The organism is Lentzea sp. NPDC005914 (assembly GCF_040629405.1).
Taxonomy (GTDB): domain Bacteria; phylum Actinomycetota; class Actinomycetes; order Mycobacteriales; family Pseudonocardiaceae; genus Lentzea.
In genome coordinates, this window is sequence record NZ_JBEXVQ010000014.1 from 101,554 (window position 1) to 118,722 (window position 17,169).

The 17,169-nt window shown below is 68.5% G+C and carries 15 protein-coding genes; 6 read left to right on the plus strand and 9 right to left on the minus strand.

What is annotated here, in order from left to right:
- Positions 1-719 precede the first annotated feature (719 nt).
- Positions 720-1,334 (plus strand): phosphoribosyltransferase, encoded by a 615-nt coding sequence (locus tag ABZ345_RS21075; protein WP_359851077.1) that lies wholly within the window; start codon positions 720-722, stop codon positions 1,332-1,334.
- A gap of 429 nt (positions 1,335-1,763) precedes the next feature.
- Here the strand turns inward: ABZ345_RS21075 and ABZ345_RS21080 are convergent, their stop codons facing one another.
- The 5 genes from ABZ345_RS21080 to ABZ345_RS21100 form a co-directional block, all read right to left on the minus strand.
- Positions 1,764-3,500, minus strand: a complete 1,737-nt coding sequence (locus ABZ345_RS21080; protein WP_359851080.1) for an LpqB family beta-propeller domain-containing protein — start codon at positions 3,498-3,500, stop codon at positions 1,764-1,766.
- Positions 3,497-5,245, minus strand: coding sequence for an MtrAB system histidine kinase MtrB (gene mtrB / locus ABZ345_RS21085; RefSeq protein ID WP_359851083.1), 1,749 nt, complete (start codon positions 5,243-5,245; stop codon positions 3,497-3,499). Before mtrB ends, ABZ345_RS21080 begins: the two co-directional genes overlap by 4 nt.
- 10 nt (positions 5,246-5,255) lie before the next feature.
- Positions 5,256-5,933, minus strand: a complete 678-nt coding sequence (gene mtrA, locus ABZ345_RS21090) for an MtrAB system response regulator MtrA (RefSeq protein WP_030471262.1) — start codon at positions 5,931-5,933, stop codon at positions 5,256-5,258.
- Positions 5,934-6,130: 197 nt separating this feature from the next.
- Positions 6,131-6,961: an SAM-dependent methyltransferase gene (locus ABZ345_RS21095; RefSeq protein ID WP_359851087.1), complete on the minus strand. Its 831-nt coding sequence runs from the start codon at positions 6,959-6,961 to the stop codon at positions 6,131-6,133.
- Between the two features lie 76 nt (positions 6,962-7,037).
- On the minus strand, positions 7,038-7,682 hold the full coding sequence (locus ABZ345_RS21100; RefSeq protein ID WP_359851090.1) for a dTMP kinase: 645 nt from the start codon (positions 7,680-7,682) through the stop codon (positions 7,038-7,040).
- A gap of 145 nt (positions 7,683-7,827) precedes the next feature.
- On the opposite strand from ABZ345_RS21100, the gene ABZ345_RS21105 reads away from it, so the two are divergent.
- On the plus strand, positions 7,828-8,796 hold the full coding sequence (locus ABZ345_RS21105; RefSeq protein ID WP_359851093.1) for a hypothetical protein: 969 nt from the start codon (positions 7,828-7,830) through the stop codon (positions 8,794-8,796).
- 191 nt (positions 8,797-8,987) lie between these two features.
- On the opposite strand, the gene ABZ345_RS21110 is transcribed toward ABZ345_RS21105, so the two are convergent.
- Complete coding sequence (locus tag ABZ345_RS21110) at positions 8,988-11,018, minus strand: hypothetical protein (protein WP_359851096.1); 2,031 nt, start codon at positions 11,016-11,018, stop codon at positions 8,988-8,990.
- Positions 11,019-11,039: 21 nt separating this feature from the next.
- Positions 11,040-11,429, minus strand: coding sequence for a hypothetical protein (locus ABZ345_RS21115; RefSeq protein ID WP_359851099.1), 390 nt, complete (start codon positions 11,427-11,429; stop codon positions 11,040-11,042).
- 68 nt (positions 11,430-11,497) lie between these two features.
- Here ABZ345_RS21115 and ABZ345_RS21120 point away from each other — a divergent pair, with 68 nt between their 5' ends.
- Both ABZ345_RS21120 and ABZ345_RS21125 read left to right on the plus strand, forming a co-directional pair.
- Complete coding sequence (locus ABZ345_RS21120) at positions 11,498-12,352, plus strand: DUF5753 domain-containing protein (protein WP_359851102.1); 855 nt, start codon at positions 11,498-11,500, stop codon at positions 12,350-12,352.
- Positions 12,327-12,500 (plus strand): DUF397 domain-containing protein, encoded by a 174-nt coding sequence (locus ABZ345_RS21125; RefSeq protein WP_359851105.1) that lies wholly within the window; start codon positions 12,327-12,329, stop codon positions 12,498-12,500. The genes ABZ345_RS21120 and ABZ345_RS21125 overlap by 26 nt, the downstream gene beginning before the upstream one ends.
- On the opposite strand, the gene ABZ345_RS21130 is transcribed toward ABZ345_RS21125, so the two are convergent.
- The gene (locus ABZ345_RS21130) at positions 12,484-12,933 is read right to left on the minus strand and encodes a hypothetical protein (RefSeq protein WP_359851108.1); all 450 of its coding nucleotides are present in this window, start codon (positions 12,931-12,933) and stop codon (positions 12,484-12,486) included. The two genes, ABZ345_RS21125 and ABZ345_RS21130, sit on opposite strands and share 17 nt — an antisense overlap.
- Before the next feature lie 57 nt (positions 12,934-12,990).
- Positions 12,991-14,454 (minus strand): adenosylhomocysteinase, encoded by a 1,464-nt coding sequence (ahcY, locus tag ABZ345_RS21135; RefSeq protein WP_359851111.1) that lies wholly within the window; start codon positions 14,452-14,454, stop codon positions 12,991-12,993.
- A gap of 99 nt (positions 14,455-14,553) precedes the next feature.
- Here ahcY and ABZ345_RS21140 point away from each other — a divergent pair, with 99 nt between their 5' ends.
- Together ABZ345_RS21140 and ABZ345_RS21145 are read left to right on the plus strand one after the other, a co-directional pair.
- Complete coding sequence (locus ABZ345_RS21140) at positions 14,554-16,950, plus strand: hypothetical protein (protein ID WP_359851114.1); 2,397 nt, start codon at positions 14,554-14,556, stop codon at positions 16,948-16,950.
- A gap of 18 nt (positions 16,951-16,968) precedes the next feature.
- Positions 16,969-17,133: a hypothetical protein gene (locus ABZ345_RS21145; protein WP_359851117.1), complete on the plus strand. Its 165-nt coding sequence runs from the start codon at positions 16,969-16,971 to the stop codon at positions 17,131-17,133.
- Positions 17,134-17,169 lie beyond the last annotated feature (36 nt).

Here is a 17,169-nt window from a genome sequence, read left to right on the forward strand (position 1 = left end):
GACGACAGCGCGTTGCCAGTCGTGTCCCGAGCGTGCCACGAACCCTGCTCACCGGCATCTCGCTCACCCGTCCGGCGCAGACCCGACCCGGCACTCGACGGCAGTCTCGCTGCGTCGAACGGGTCCAGTCGCGGCCTCATACCCAGCCAACGGGTGACCCCCGCGTCATGTTCCCGAAACCTCGAAGAGATCGATTCCGAAGCGCTTAGCGGCGGCTGACGGCACTTCTTGCAACTGAACTGATCGGTGCCGATGACCGATCACGAGCCAGTCACGCCCGGCTGAACGGGGGATTTCGCCCAATCACGGACAAGGCGTTGATCACCGCCGACGTCGGGCATACCCGGTATTTCCAGTAATAACCGCTGGTCAGCTCCACATGTGAATAATCGTTAACTCGGGGGGTCGTGGCGCGGCGGTTGATCTCGGTCTCGCGTGGCCCGCGCGTGGTGTGTGGCCGGGGTGTGTTCGAGGCGTGCTGAGACGTCGAACCTGCGGACGCCTCAGTTCTGAAACATTGGCTCGTTGTCGTTGGGACGAACGGGTCGAAACGAGTTTCCGGATCTTGGGGCTTCGTCACAGCAGTCGTACCGAGCTGGGCTTATGCGTCCAACCTGGACCCAAGGGAGATCGACAACGAAACAGGAACTTCACCCTTGTGGGCGGTGCCGAAAGTCCCCACCCGTTTTTTGTCAGACCCCGTCACCATCCTTGTCCCCATGACCGCACTCGACCTGCTCCTGCCGCCCTCCTGCGCCGGCTGCGACCGCCCCGGCACCGCCTGCTGCGCCACGTGTCTCGACGACTTCGGGCCACCACGCCGAATCCAGGTGTCCGGTGTCGGGCCTCCAGTGTGGGCGCTGGCCGCCTATCACGGCGCCGCAAGGGAACTGGTGCTCGCCTTCAAGGAACGCGGCGCACGGGCGCTCGTGGCCTGGTTCGGCGCCATGGTGGCGGCGGCACTGGTCGGCGTGGGGCCTCGACCGTGGACGCTCATCCCCGCACCGTCACGGCGAAGTGCGGCGCGCGAGAGGGGTGGCGATCACATGCTCCGCATCGCTCGGGCCGTTGAGATCGCTCGGGTGGGGCCGGTGCTGAGGCTTGCGGATGGTGTGCGCGACTCGGTCGGGCTTGGAGTTGGGGAGCGGAGGCGGAACCTGGAGGGCCGGGTTCTGGTCCACGGCAGACCGCCGCCGGGGACCACGGTGGTGCTGGACGATGTGATCACCACGGGGGCTACGGCTGCGGCTTGCGTTCGGGCGTTGCGGGGTGTGGGGGTGCGCACGGATGCGGTGCTTGTGCTGACGTCGGCGCGGCCCGCTCCGCCGGGGTAGGGGGTCGGCGCGACGATCGCTCGGTGGGCATTCGTTCGCGGGATGGGGCCACGGCGGGGCGTGCGGGACGGGACCGCGGCGAGGCTGCGGGATGTGACCCGCCGCGGGTCCGTGGGATGAGTCCACTGCGGGGCCGCGGGATGTGACGCATTGCGGGGTCGTGGGATGTGACCCTCGCGAGTGCGACCGCCTCAGCCTGCTTCGGTGCGTTGTGTCGGGCAGGAGTTCGCACGTACGCCGCACCCGCACCATGCGCGGGCTCAATCCGCCGCACCCCACCATGCGCGGACTCGAGCCGACGCGCCCACGCCGCCCACAGGCTCGACGCGCCACACCAACGACGCCGCCCGCAGGCTTGGGGCGCCAACAACACCGCCCGCGGACTTGGGGCGCCGCACCCACTCCGCGCCCAACCACTGCCCGGCGCGCTCAGCCTGGGTAGAACACCATCGCGCCCGCCGACACCCGGATCGAGCTCGACTTCCACACATCGGTGATGTCCGACGCCGACCACAACCCCGACGGGTCGATCACCTGCACCTGGCGCGCAGGGGCCGCCGCCACCGAGCCCACCGGCACGTTGAGGTTGGACTGGCTGTAGCGGTCGAGCTTGAAGCCGTCGGTGTAGACCTTCGTCACCGGCAACGAGGGCAGGGAGGAGGAGACGACCAGCACGTCCTGGGAGAGCCAGTCGATGGACTGCACGGCCGAGCCCAGCGTGGACTGCTGGATCTGGCGGGGCGTGCGCAGCGCCACGTCCTGGTCGTTGCGCACCACGGATGCGAGGTAGAGCTTGCCGCTGATCACCAGGGCCGCGCGGGTGCCGTCGCGGGACAGGCGCAGGTCGCTGATCGGGCCGAACTGCTGCAGTTCGGTGATGTTGACGCCCTTGGCCGTCCAGCCGCCGTTGTCGGCTCGGGTCACGCGGGCGACCGAGGTGCCGTCCACCACGGTCCAGAGTTCGCTGCCCGGTTCCTTGGGGCCGCTCGACAAGAGCCATGTGGGGCGGCTCAGGGTGTTCGCGCGGAAGTCCACTTCGGACAGTTCCTGCTCCAGCTCCCCCACGCGCAGCCGCATCCCGCCGCCGGCTCGGGAGACCACGGCCAGGCGAGAACCGTCGAGTGACTGCGCAGCCGAGACCGCGCTGTACGAGCCGTTGCCCGCGGGGCCCTTGATCGGGTTGCCGTCGGTCAGCGACTTGATCGCGCCGTCCACCACGAGCATGCCCTGGAGGTTCGCGTTCAGCGCCAGCAAGGATTCGCCCGCGATCGCCGAGACGTCGGACGGCCGGTAGTCGCGCTGGTCCGGCAGGATCTGCTGGCCGTCCACGAGCACGCGCACCCGCGAGGTCGTGACGCCGGACAGCGACTTCACGACCTGCGCGACGATCTGCTTGCTCTTCTCCGGCGTGAGGTCCTTGCCCACCTTGGTGAGGTTTACCTCGAGCGCGCCGTCGTCGGCTTCTCTCGTGTCCGAGACCGTGCTGGCGTCCGGGCTGATCGCGCTCTTCAGCGTGTCCCGCACGGTGTCGCCGGGGCCCTTGATCAGCAGCTCCGTGACGCGCGTGGGGATGCTCAGGGCCGGCGGGATCACGACGTACCGCGGATCCGGCGCCAGCACGCTGAACTCCGGGTTGTAGAAGTACAGCGTCACCCTGCGGTAGTTGTTGTTGAAGATGTTCAGCGGCAGGTAGACGGCCGACGGCGCTTCCGAGATGCGCCACTGGTTCTCGCTGTTGCGCTCCACCTTCACCGGCTCGCGGAGGTCGCCGATCTCCGGCACGAACGCGTTGTCGCCGCCCAGCCGGCCGACTCGCTTTCCCTGCAGCAGCACGATCTGCGTCTTGTCCTGCGGCGCCGGCGAGGTCGGCACCGTCGAGAAGGCCGACTCGATGATGACCGGGCTCTTGGCGTTCCAGTTCTTGCTGGCTTCCGGCGTCATGTACGCGCGGGCCGCCCCGTAGTCGCCGTCCGGGTTCGAGGCCGCGTCGATGAATTCGCGCACGAGCGTGTACGGGTCGATGCCCTGCCGCGGTTCGGGCGCGGTGGCGGTGTTGCTGGCCTTGTTGTCCTTCGGCCCGATCGGCTTCGGCTGGGTGTTCGTCGGGATCGCCGCGCACCCCGCGAGAGTCACGAGGACGAGCACGAGCAACGCCAGCCTTTTCACCGCACTTCCTCCGAAACCTCAGACGCGGGAACGCCGTCCACCGGCTCCGCGGGCTGCCAGGTGATCTCCGCCTCGGTCAGCTCGACCTCTTCCGGGGTCTCCGCCACGGCCGGTTCCTCCACCAGCGCAACGGGTGCGAGCGCGATCGCGGGTGCGAGGGGCAGTGGGCTCTGGCGCACTTCCTCGCCGTGCCTGCGCGGCAGCGTCAGCCGGAACACGGCGCCGTGGCCGGGTTCGCCCCACGCCTCCAGCCAGCCGCCGTGCAACCGCGCGTCCTCCAGCGAGATCGACAGGCCCAGGCCCGTGCCGCCGGTGCGGCGGTTGCGCGACGGGTCGGCGCGCCAGAAGCGACTGAACACCAGCTCTGCCTCACCCTGGCGCAGACCGACCCCGTGGTCCCGCACGGTGATCGCGACGGCGTCGTCGTTGCCGCGCATGGTGAGCTCGACCGGCTGACCCTCGCCGTGGTCGATGGCGTTGGCGAGCAGGTTGCGCAGGATCCGCTCCACGCGCCGGGAGTCGAGCTCGGCGATGAGCTCGAAGTCCGGCAGGTCCAGCACCACCGGCGAACCGGCGCTGGTCGAGATCGCGCGCACCGAGTCGTGCGCACGGCGGGCCAGCACGCGGATGTCGACCTGTTCGGCGGTGAGTTCCTCGACACCGGCGTCCAAGCGGGAAATCTCCAGCAGATCACCCAAAAGCGACTCGAACCGGTCCAGCTCGTCGACCAGCAGCTCGGTCGAGCGGGCGAGTCCGGCGGGGAACTGTTCACGAGAGGCGTGCAGGACGTCCGCGGCCATGCGGACCGTCGTCAACGGCGTGCGCAGCTCGTGCGAGACGTCCGAGGTGAAGCGGCGCTGCAGCTGGCCGAACTCCTCCAGCTGCTTGAACTGGGCCTGGATCGACTCGGCCATCTCGTTGAACGACTCGGCGAGACGCGCCACGTCGTCCTCGCCGACGACGTGCATGCGTTCGTGCAGAACGCCATCCGCGAACCGTTCCGCGACCTCGGCGGCCTGCCGCACCGGCCGGACCACCTGGCGCGTCACCAGGTTCGCGATGAGAGCCAGCAGGATCAGCAGCACGATGCCACCGACGGCCAAAGTGGACTGGACGACCTCGGCGGTCCGCTGCTCGGCGGTCAGCGGGAAGATCAGGTACAGCTGCATCGAGCGCGCGGACGTGCTCATCGGCAGACCCACGACGAAGAGCGTGGTCGCCTTGCCACCGCGCTGCACAGTGTGGATCTGCGTGGCCTCGCCACCGAGCTCGACCATGTCGCGCAGACCGCGCGGAACGTCCTCGAGAGGCCCGACGGACGGCACACGCCCCGCGCTGTTCGCACCCTGCCCGTCGGCCAGCACGGGCTCGAACGCGCCGGCACCCGCCGTCGTGGCGTCCGTGCCGGCGCCACCGACGGCGAGCTTGTTGATGGCGCTGGTGAACCGCGTCTGCACGCTGTCCGGGCCGGGGTTCAGACCGACCAGGTCGGCCTGGATCAGGTTGCGCGAGGCCATCGCCTGGCGCACCGCGGCCTCGTCCTTGGTGTTCAGCAGCTGGTTGGTGATCTGCATCTGCAGGACCATGCCCAGCACGAACACCACGGCCGACGACAACGCGAGCGTGGACACCACAACGCGCAGCTGCAGCGAACGACGCCACAGATCCCCAAACGCGGCCCATCGCTTACGCGCTTCCTCGACGAGGAACTGCGCCTTCGCGACGACCGGCCGAACGAACTTCATACGCCACCTGTCACGGAGGGCCGGCCTTGTACCCGACACCGCGAACAGTCAACACCACCTCAGGGTGCTCCGGGTCCCGTTCGACCTTGGAACGCAGCCGCTGCACGTGGACGTTCACCAGGCGCGTGTCTGCGGCGTGGCGGTAGCCCCACACCTGCTCGAGCAGCACCTCGCGGGTGAACACCTGGCGCGGCTTGCGGGCCAGCGCGACGAGGAGGTCGAACTCCAGCGGCGTGAGCTGGATCGGCCTGCCCTCGCGCAGCACCTCGTGGCCGGGGACGTCGATCGTGAGGTCGCCGATCTGCAGCACCTCGGACGGCTCGGCCTCCGTGCGGCGCAGGCGCGCCCGGATGCGGGCCACCAGCTCCTTGGGCTTGAACGGCTTGACCACGTAGTCGTCCGCGCCGGACTCGAGGCCCAGCACCACGTCGACCGTGTCGCTCTTCGCGGTGAGCATCACGATCGGCACGCCCGACTCGGACCTGATCGCCTTGCAGACGTCGATGCCGTTCATTCCCGGCAGCATCAGGTCGAGCAGCACCAGGTCGGGCTTGAGCTCGCGCAGCGCGGGCAGGGCACGAGCACCGTCGGCGACCACCGCGGTGTCGAAGCCCTCCCCGCGCAACACGATCGTCAGCATCTCCGCCAGGGCGGGGTCGTCATCGACGACGAGCACGCGTGCCTTCATACTCAACATCGTCGCACTCCCGGTTGCGCGTTCGCGCACCACCCACGTTCCGTTGCCGCTGGTGGCGATGTGCGTTCGTTCGGTAACCGGCCGGAACTGTCGCTCCACGTACCCCACCTAACCCGATTTGGCCTGCTCGCCGCGCCTGCCGTTGCCGGAGTATCCGCGCGACGCTCACCTTTCGTTACCTGGTGTTGTCAGACCGTGCGGATGGCCGAGGCCAGCCAGATGCGCGCATCACCCACCTTCCGCGGGTCGGTGATCGCCGGCACCGGGCGGTGGTGCCGCGCGGCGAGGTCGACCTGGTGCGTCACGGCGGCGTGCCAGCCGTACCCGCCCAACCACTCGATCGGGTCGTCCACGTCGGACTGCCAGCGGGCGTCCAGCGCGTCGAACCGCTCCTGCACGGGTCTCATCTGCGGCAACTCGCGGAACTCGCGGTTGACGTGTTCGAGCGCGAGCGTGCTGCCACGGGCGGACAGCGCGCTCACCCAGTACATGATCTGCTCGCCGGCGTCCGGCGGCAGGAACATGAACAGGCCCTCCAGCAACCACGCTGTGGGCCTGTTCGGGTCGAGTCCGGCGTGGATGAGCGCTGTGGCCCAGTCCTCGCGCAAGTCGCAGGGGACGACGACTCGTTCGCAGACGGGGTGGGCGCCGAGATCGTCCAGAGCGTCCTCCTTGAACTCGACCATCTCGGGCAGGTCGAGCTCGAAGAGTGTTGTGCCGGGCGGCCACGGCAGCCGGAACGCTCTGGTGTCGAGGCCCGCCGCCATGATCACGACCTGGGGCTGGGCCGAGCTGAGGAGCTGGTCGTCGAAGTACCGGGTGCGCAGGACGAAGTGCTCTCCCGCGAGGGTTCGGACGCCGTTCAGGTCGTTCGCGGAGCCGGCGGCCTCCACGAGTCCTGCGGCCAGTGGATCTTCGAAGAGGCGGCGGAGATGACGTTGCTCATTGGCGCGGGCGGCAGCGATCAGAACAGCCGTACGGGCGACTCCGACCGGGGGGCGCTGCAGAACACGCTTCAAATTGTAATCTCCTATTCACTCACAGTAACGTGCCGGATTCACGATCGTGTCAACCGGTACGCACGTGAGCGACCACTCAAGGAGTGAAGAGTGGTTCCAAAAGCGAAGAAAACTTCACGTTTGACCGCCCGTCGACCACTTGCCACGGGGACAGCCAGTTGATGTTCGCCAATCCGTCGTAGACGACACCGCACCTGGCCTGCAGCCCGCCGTCGGACTCGTAGAGGTCCCGGGCACGGGTGTCGTCGTCCTGCTCGCGCTGGGCGGCACGTTCGGCCGCGACCTCGACGGGCACGCGGAGCAGCAGCTGAAGATCGGGAACGGGCAGCCCGAAGCGCTCGATCTCCAGCGCGTGGACCCACCGGACGAACTCGCCGTGCTCGTCCTGGTGCAGGCGCGCGGCGCTGTACGCGGCACTGGACGCCACGTAGCGGTCGAGCAGCACGACGTCGTACTTCTCCAGGTCCGCGCGGATCTGGTCGGCCGCGCCGCGCCGGTCCAGCGCGTACAGCACGGCCATGCCGTAGACGGAGTCGCTGAGGTCGCCGATGGTGCCGTAGAGGGCGTCGCGGACCAGGTCAGCGTGCACGCTCTGGCCGTAGCGCGGGAACGCGTGGCTGGTCACGGTCCTGCCCTGGGCGTGCAGCGCCTCGGTCAAACCGCTGGCGAGAGTCCGCTTGCCGGCACCGTCAAGACCTTCGATCACTACGAGCTTTCCCACGGCCGAACCCTAACGGGATCGCACCCCGCCACTCACACGGCCGCAGCACATCCCCCACACGGGCGAAATCCGATCTTTCGATCACCAGAACGAGTGACTACGGTGAACAGTCACACGGCGCGTGTGGTGAAGGGTAGGTGCCGCGGTGGCCGCGGAATCCGGGCACGCCGAGTCGGTCAACGAACCGATCGGTCACCCGACCGGGAGTCTGCCGACCCCGCTCGCCGAGACGCTGCGCTACGGGCCGTTCCACCGCGCCCTGCGCGAGGCGATCGCCCACCGAGGCCTCTCGCTCGCCCGGCTGCGCGCCCACCTCGAACAACTCGGCGTCCAGGTAGGCCAGTCGACGCTCTCGTACTGGCAACGCGGCCTGCGCCACCCCGAGGTCCCCCGCGCCATCAGCACGGTGCGCGCGCTGGAGTCCGTGCTTCGTCTACCGCCGTCGTCGCTCCTCGACCTGATCGGCCCGCGCAACGCGAACACCTACCTGCCGCGACCTGTCGCGACCTGGCCGGAGCCCGCGCCGCTGCTCGCGACGTTCGACTCGGTGCCGGAAGCGGCGCGGGGCAACGCCGATCTCGAGGTGCTGTCCGTGCACGACACCGTGCAGCTGGGCATGCACCGCGAACAGCGCTCGATCACGACGCGGCTGGTCGTGCGGGCGGTGCGGCAAGGCCCCGACAGATACCTGGCGCTGCACCTCGGCGACGACGGTTCGCTGATCGAGAACGCCATGGTGAGAGCCGGTGAAGGCTGCCGTCAGGGCCGTCTGCGCAGGGAGAGCGCTTCTCGCCACCTGGCCGTGGAGATGCTGTTCGACCGGCGGCTCTCGGCCGGCGAGGAGCACGTGTTCAGCTTCACGATCGTCGACGACACCGGCGGCGCGTCTCCTGGGCACCACCGGACGTTCCGCGAGACCAGCGGTTCGTACCTGGTGCAGCTGTCGTTCCACCGGCGCGCGATGCCCGCGCGCTGCCTCAAGCAGTTCCGGGCCTCGGCCGACGCCACGCCGGTCGACGTCGAGGAGCTGGTGTGCGGGCTCGGCGGCGTCGTCAGCGCGTACTTCGGCGACGTTGGCCCCGGTATCGCGGGCATCGCCGTCGAGTGGAGTTAGGCCCGGGGTCTGGGGTGTCCCCAGAAGACACTTCGAACGACGGGGTCCGCGCGTTCTGCGGACACACGTCCCCTGAGTGAGGCGAGGAAAGCGAGAGGGCTAAAGACCGGCGGTCCGAAGACCCTTCCGGTTCCGGAGTTAGAAGGAAGCCCCCTCATGGCCTCGCTTGTGCCACGGTAGCAGCGGGGCCCTCAGTCCGACAGCATGTTTCCGAGATCGGCCACGGTGGTCACGCCGCCGGACTCCGAGCGCGCGAGTCCAATGTGGATCGCTGTACTGTCCGAAGTGGAACCCTTGCGCTCGAACAGTTCTTCGATCCTGCGTACGGTGAAGTACCTGCGGTGCAACGCCGCCGAAGCGATCAGCTTGACCAGGTCGCGGTTCTGCTCGACCCGGTTGCCCCACGGGTTGCCGCGCAGGTAGAGGTGCAGCCAGGTGCCGAACCAGAGGTCGCCCTGCCGTTCGAACATCACCGGCAGCGCGACCTTTCCCTTGCCGCGCATGGACGACCGCGCGCGAACCGTGCTCGGCTCGAACGGCTGACCCATCTGGTCGAGGTCACGGCTCATGAACCCGAACGTCGACTCGGCGACATCGTCGAATCCCTCACCCGCGTAGACGTTCACCTGCGGCACGACGTACTTCGCGCCGAACGCGTCCCGGTGCAGGTCGAGGAACTCCGTCGCACCGTGCGTCGCATCGGTGAGGTCACCGGAGTGAAAGGCCCCTTCCTCCTTGAGGTTCGTCCACGACACCTGCCCCTTGAACTCGAACTTCTCGTTGAGCAGCACCGCGGACAGGTCGTAGTCGGTGCGCTTGGACTTCTGGCGCCAGTGCACGAAGAACCGCAGCGCATCACCTTCGAGCCACAGCTTCGAGCCGCGCGGCAGCACGCCGAAGCCGTCCTCGGTGGCCGTGCCGGACATCGGCACGACGACGTCGAGCACCTCCGGGTCGACGGTCAGCGACGAGTAGTCCGGCAGCCTGCGCACGAGCTCGGCCTCGACGACCTCGACGATCGCCGCGGCATCGATCGCAGGACGAGCGTCGTCGGCGATCCACACCTTGCGGCTGCGGTTCGCGAACACCCTTGCGGTGTCGGGCTTTTCACGGTTCGAGAGGTGTTCCAGCACCGACACCAGCACCCGTCCGGACACGTCGGGCACCGCGGTCGCCACTGCTTCGGCGACGTTCGACGCACCGCTCCTGACCAGCCGGTCGACGCTGCGCAGGAGCATGCCTGGCGCTTTCGAGAGGATGCGCAGCGCCAGGTCCGGGTCGTTGTCCGCGAACGCCATCTCGACCTGGCCCGCGAACGATCGGGCGGTCTTCTCCCTGCGCGCCACCGCGAACACGTCCTGAGCGCGCTCGAACGGGTGCTCGTGCGGGTGCAGGCGCTCGCCGAGCCGCTTCCAGGCCTCGCGGTGCTGGTTGACGTCGCCGAACTTGCTCGGCTCCACCTCGTCCAGCGCGGCGAGCAGCGCGCGGCGTTCAGGCCTGCGGAACGAACGGAAGCGGGCGGCTTCGCGCAGCGTGACGTCGCCACCGGACGCCTCCGCGGCCAGGCGCAGGACGTCGGTGACCGTGTCGATGCCGGTCAGCGGCCGCTGCGCGACGAGGCGGGCGGCGTTGAGGATCGCGCGGTTCTCCCTCGTGGGAACGGCTTCCGGCACGACGTCGAGGCGCTGCGTCGCCAGTTCGCCGAGCAGCGTGCGGTCGTCCTCGCCGAGCGGGATCGGACTCGCCGCGAGCTCCAGGTACAGGCGGGTGATCTCCTCGTCGAGGGTGCCGCCGAGGTGCAGGACCGTCATGCGGTCCTTGAGCGACGGGATCAGCTCGTCGTGCCGGGCGAGCATTTCCTCGTACGTGTGCTGGACGCGGCCGTACTTGGGCAGGTCGAGCAGGTTGCCGTTGAACTCGGCGACGTCCTCGATGCACGCCGCCCAGAACTCGAACGTGTCCGGCACGTTGTGCGGGAAGTCCTTGAAGTACGGGTTGTGCTGGGCCTGCGCGCCGACCAGTTCCTTGACCGCGCGGATGACGTCCTGCGCGTACTCCTCGGCGTTGGTGACGCCGGAGATGTGTTCGATCAGCTCGCGCGAGGCCTTGAAGCCGACCTTGATCAGCGCGGCGTCGAGCTGTCTGGCGGTCGTGCCGCCATCACCCCGCGCGCCGTCCGACAGAGGCACGCGCAGGGTCTTCTTGATGATGGTCGTCCGCACCTTGCCAGTAAAACCCGCACGTCAACCGAGTTCCGCGACCACTTTCCCGTACTGCGCGCGGTCGAACCGATACGGCCCGAAGCCGCTGTAATCGCGATCTTTGCGGCGTGGATGGCGGAACTCGTCCCAGACGACCGTGTGCTCGTCGGCGGTGATGCGCGCGTAGAGCGGCCAGCAGTCCGCGTGGCCGCACGAACAGCCGAGCACCAGGACGTCCCCGCCGGGCCGGAACGGCTTGTCCCCCAGCTCGGACTTGAGGAAACCGCCGTACATCTCACCGGCGGGCCGCATGTCCTCGAGCGTCTCGAAGATGTCGACCCACTCGACGAGGGGCGTGCCGTCGATCAGCGGCACGACCGCGTCCTCACCCCAGACCTCGTGCCTTTCCGTCGTGAAGCCGAACTCGTTCACGGTGGCAGCGTAAGTCCACCCGTTTGGGCACGGTGTTGTTTTTCCTCCATCACCTAACGTCGAGTTCCATGAACGGCGATCCGTCCACTCCGTACAGCCGTGACCTGGGCGACGAGCTGCGCCAGGTGCGGGAGCGCTTCACGACGTTCCGAGGGCGGAAGATCGCCCGGATGCTCGGCTGGGACCCCGGCAAGGTCTCGAACATCGAGCACGGCAAGGTGCGGGCGAGCGAGATCGACATCGTCCAGTACCTGGGCCGATGCGGGCGCCCGCAGTCGTTCATCGAGGACTTCCTCGACCGCTACCGCTCAGCGTTCGATCCCTACTTCGTGCAAGTGCCGACGAACTTGCGCACGGTGACGATGGCCGAGTCGAGCGCCGACAAGATCACCAGCTTCAGCATGACGTCCCTGCCTGGCCTAGCGCAGACGAAGGACTACGCGTGCGCTCTGTTCCAGGCCCGCGGCACGACTGCGCCGGAGGTCATCGAGCGGGAGGTTCGTTTCCGCATGGAACGGCAAGCGATCCTGCTGCGGCCCAATCGCCCCACGGCCACCTTCTACGTTCATGAGTACGCTCTGCGGCTCAAAGTCGGCAGTGACAAGGTCATGGAAGAACAGCTCAAGCGGCTGCTCTTCCGCACTCATGTCATCCGGGTCGTGCCTGAATCAGTTGGTGCGGCAGGTGCCCTCAACGCCGAGTACCAGCTGTGGGAGTACGAGAAGCGCGGCAGTGTGGCCTACACGGAGTCGGACCTCGCCCAGGTGTTCGTGCAGGATCTCGCAGGAATCAGGCACTGCAAGGCGATCTTCGCGGTCCTGGATAGGAACGCGCTCGATGAGGAACAATCGCGGTTGATGGTGGCGGATCTCGCCAGTCGATCGCGGGAGGACCTCAGTGGCCGGAGACTGCACCTGGCGTAAGAGCAGCTACAGCGGCGGCTCGGAAGGGACCGCGTGTGTCGAGGTGGCGTTTGCCCAGGTCGTGCGCGTGCGTGACTCGAAGAACGCCGTCGGCCCCGAGCTGAAGTTCAGCGTCGAGGCCTGGCAGGGGTTCATCGAAGCTCGGTAGGCAGCGGCAGGTCCAGCGCCTCCAGGAACTGCGCCGTCTTGAGCTCGACGAACACGTCGACGTCCTCGACGTCCTGTTCGTCTTCCAGCGAGAAGTCGTCAGGATTCTCGTCGGAGGCCAGGTAGCCGAGCAGGTCTGCCTGCTTGGCGGTGACGTCGCCCGAGTTCTGCAGCGCCCACCACGCTGCCAGCCCCGCCGCCTCGCGAAGGACGTCGGTGGGGTCGGACGCGTTGGGGTTCTCGAAGTAGGTGCGCGGCGTCAGGCCGAGGTAGGCGACGCCGGTGCCCGGACCAGCGGGCGCGTAGACGACCGAGGTGATGTCGCTGTCGTGGATGTCGATCCACAGCGACGGCTCCGCCAGCGGCGGCAGCTCGCCCTCAGACAGCGTCTTCCACTGGCCGTGCTCGTAGGCGTAAGTGCCGAAGAATCCCACGCGGACATGAAACAGGGGTCCCCCGCGACGCGCGCGGGAGACCCCTGAAAAACCGGCTCAGTAGCGGTAGTGGTCCGACTTGTACGGGCCCTCGACGTCGACGTCGATGTACTCGGCCTGCTCCTTGGTCAGCTTGGTGAGCTGGCCGCCGAGCGCCTCCAGGTGGATGCGGGCGACCTTCTCGTCCAGCACCTTGGGCAGGCGGTAGACCTCGTTGTCGTACTCCTCGTGCTTGGTGAACAGCTCGACCTGCGCGATCACCTGGTTGGAGAAGGAGTTCGACATGACGAACGACGGGTGGCCCGTCGCGTTGCCGAGGTTGAGCAGGCGGCCCTCGGACAGCACGATGATGCTCTTGCCGCTGGGGAAGACCCACTCGTCGACCTGCGGCTTGATGTTGTTGCGGCGCACGCCGGGGTAGCGGGCGAGGCCGGCCATGTCGAGCTCGTTGTCGAAGTGGCCGATGTTGCCGACGATCGCCTGGTGCTTCATGTTGGCCATGTGCTCGACCGTCACGACGTCCTTGTTGCCCGTCGTGGTGATGATGATGTCGGCCTTGTCGAGGACGTCCTCGAGGCGCTGGACGTCGTAGCCGTCCATGGCGGCCTGCAGGGCGCAGATCGGGTCGATCTCGGTCACCACGATGCGGGCGCCCTGGCCGCGCAGGGACTCCGCCGCGCCCTTGCCGACGTCGCCGTAGCCGCAGACGACCGCGACCTTGCCGCCGATCAGGACGTCGGTGCCGCGGTTGATGCCGTCGATCAGCGAGTGGCGGATGCCGTAGCGGTTGTCGAACTTCGACTTCGTCACGGCGTCGTTGACGTTGATCGCCGGGAACAGCAGCTCACCGGCGGCGGCCAGCTGGTACAGGCGCATGACGCCCGTCGTGGTCTCCTCGGTGACGCCGCGGATGCCGGCCGCGATGTTCGTCCACTTCTTGCCGTCCGCCGCGACCGACGCGCGCAGCGTCTCGAGGATGATCTTCCACTCCTCGGCGTCGTCGTCCTCCGCGTTCGGGACGACACCGGCCGCCTCGTACTGCACGCCCTTGTGGACCAGCAGCGTCGCGTCGCCGCCGTCGTCCAGGATCATGTTCGGGCCCTTGCCGTCCGGCCACGTGAGCATCTGCTCGGCCGTCCACCAGTACTCCTCGAGCGTCTCGCCCTTCCACGCGAAGCACGGGATGCCCTTGGGCTCCTCCTCCGTGCCGTACGGGCCGACGACGACGGCCGCGGCCGCGTGGTCCTGGGTCGAGAAGATGTTGCAGGAAGCCCAGCGCACCTCGGCACCCAGGTCGACCAGCGTCTCGATGAGCACGGCGGTCTGGATGGTCATGTGCAGCGAGCCCGAGACGCGCGCACCCTTGAGCGGGTACACCCCGGAGTACTCGCGACGGAACGCCATCAGGCCGGGCATCTCGTGCTCGGCCAGGCGGATCTCCTTGCGGCCGAACTCGTGGAGCGAGAGATCGGCGACGGCGAAGTCGATCCCGTTGCGGGTCTGCAAGCGGTCCGCAGTCATTGCGAAGTCCTCCATAGGCACTTCAGAGAGGGTGTCGTCCGACCATACCGCCCGCCGATGCACCACTATGACCCCTACTTCGGGTGAGGGAGGTCTCGGGTGTTGATCGCGGGCCCGGACACGCGTGTCGTCGAGCTGCGGGTGCACGGCGTGCAGGGCACGACGCCGCAGACGCTGGTCGACGCCGTCGCGGCCGTGGACGTTGCGGGAGACGGACTCGGGCGGATCGTGCGCCCGGCGGACAGACTCCGCAGGCCCGCGCCGGGTCCGGTGCTGCAGACCGAGGGCCGCCCCGTGCCCCGCGTGGTTGAGGGGTATCTCTGGGGTGGCATGACGTCCGGAGGTGTGGCCAAGGCCACGTGGGCGCTGCTCTTCCCGTTCAGCATCGCGAACGTCGCGCACTGGATGCTGCCTCCCGTTCCCGAGCAGAACCTGCCCGCTCACCTGCTCGGACTCGGTCTGCGGTCGTTGCTGCGGGTGTTCGCGCTGCTCCTGACAGCGCTGCTGGTCGCGCAGGTCTCGATCGTGAGCCTCGACCTGCTCGCCGCCCAGTGTCTGCGGCCTGGTGCCGAGTGTCTGACCAGCATCCCGGCCGAAATGCGAGTGTTCCCCTGGTTCCGCACGTTTCTGGGACTTCTGCCAGTCGTCGTGCTGATCTCGGTGATGCGCCGCATCTCGCACGTCGAGTGGCGGATCGAGCGCCGTGAGATCGCCGAGGCGGAGGACCAGGAGAAACAGCCCGCCTCCGGACTGCCGGGCGCGCACGTCGCCACCGACCCGGACACGCCGGCGTTGCGGTCGCTGCACGTCGTCACGGCGTTGGCGGTGGTCTCGCTGATCGCGCTGGGCGGGCCGTTGAAGCAGCTCACGGCGTCAGGGTCGATGGGCGTGGCCATCACCGTGGCGTGGGTTGTCGCGATGGTGTTCATCGGGCTGTCGGTGCTCGGTGTGCTGCTGCTCGACGATCCGACCGGTGGTGCTCCTCATCGCGGTGGACGGTGGTTGCGGGCAGCTCTGGGCCGGAAGCCTCGGCGGGCGTTGATGGTGTTGTCGGCGCTTCTCGTGCTGACGACGCTGGGGCTGCAGGAGCAGTTGCCGACGCAGGTGCCAGGGGCGGACGTGACCGTGCAGATCGTGGCGTTGCTGATGGCGTTCGTGCTGGTGCTGTTCGGGTTGTTGCTGGTGCCGGCCGCTCTGCTGGCTCGCAAGTCCTGGGCTTCGTTGCCGCGTGAGCTGCGGCCCTGGGCCGGTGGGTGGTTCGCGGCGCCGGTGCTGGCGATCGCCGGGCTCCTGGGTGGCGGGTTCGGTGCCGGGATCGCGTTGCCGGTGCGCAAGGCTCTGAGCGATGCGCTTCAACTGCCCGTCGGGTACTCCTACATCACCCTTTTGTGGGGTGTGGCCGGTGCTTTGGCGCTGCTGAGCACGTTCGCGGTGGCTTCGTTCACCGGCGCGGTGCGGTGGCGGGCGTTCCGCAAGGGCAAGGTGTGGGCGCGCGAGGCCTCTTTGCTGCACTCGGGCCGCATGCGTGACCTCCGCACCGCGACGCGCGCGTGGTGGTGGGCTCGCTGGGAACGCAACCACGGTCACCACCTGATCCTGATCATCGCGTCGGTGCTGGTCGTGGGCGCCGTGCTGGCGACCTTGCTGCGGGTGCGGAACGTGCCGCCACACGACTGGATGGTGCCGCTCTCGGCGTTCGGCGTGGGCGTGCTCGGTTTGCTGGCCGTGTCGTTGCTGCGGGCGGTGTACCTGGCGGCGCGGCAGCCGGAGTCCGGGCGGCGGCTGGGGATCATCGCGGACGTGGCGCAGTTCTGGCCGCGCGAGGCGCATCCGATCGTGCCGCCCTGTTACGCCCTGAAGGTCGTGCCGGAGCTGGTTTCCCGGGTGCAGGACCACCTGCGCGATCCCGGCACACGTGTGGTCCTCTGTGGACACTCCCAGGGCTCGCTGCTCGTCGCCGTCGCAGCCGCCCGGTTGCTGGAGGACCTGCCGGCGCACGACCGCGAGCGGATCGGGCTGCTGACGGCCGGGTCGCAGCTGCAGTGGGCGTATCCGCGGGCGTTCCCGGCCGTGGTGCCGCACGCGTCGCTGGCTCGGCTGGCCGGTGGGCTGGACGGGCGCTGGCGGGCGTTGTGCCGGGGCACGGATCCGTTGGGCGGCGCGGTGACGACGTGGCGTCGGCAGGTGTTCGACGGGATGCTGCTCGGGGTCGGGTACCGGGCGGACGGGTCCGAGGGTGCTCTCGCGCCTGCGTTGCGCGGGCCTACCGGGGCGCTGGTTCTCGGGGGCGATCACTGGTTGCCGGATCCGCAGCGGGGGCCGTTTCCCGGGCGGCGGTGGCGGTCCGGGGTGTCGGCGCACTCGGACTACACGTCGGATCCGGAGTGGGATCGGGCGGTGGCGATCGCGGCCGGGCTGCTGGACGTGGACGCACCGGAGGCGCCGCCGTTGCCGTTCGCGCGGAGGCCGGAAACTCGGTCGCGGGACACTCTCTGAGGCTCCTAGCCTGCGTTCATGCTCGCGTACGTCTACGAGGTGACCAAGTACAACCCGATCCATCGTGACGAACGAGGGCACTACAACGGCCCGGTGGAAGCCGCCTACCTGTCGGCGATGGCCGCGTTCGCCGGAGTGGGCGCACGAGTACGACCCGCTGCTCACCGCAGCACTGCCCGATGACGATGGTGTTGTGCGATCCCGTTGGAGGGTCTGAAC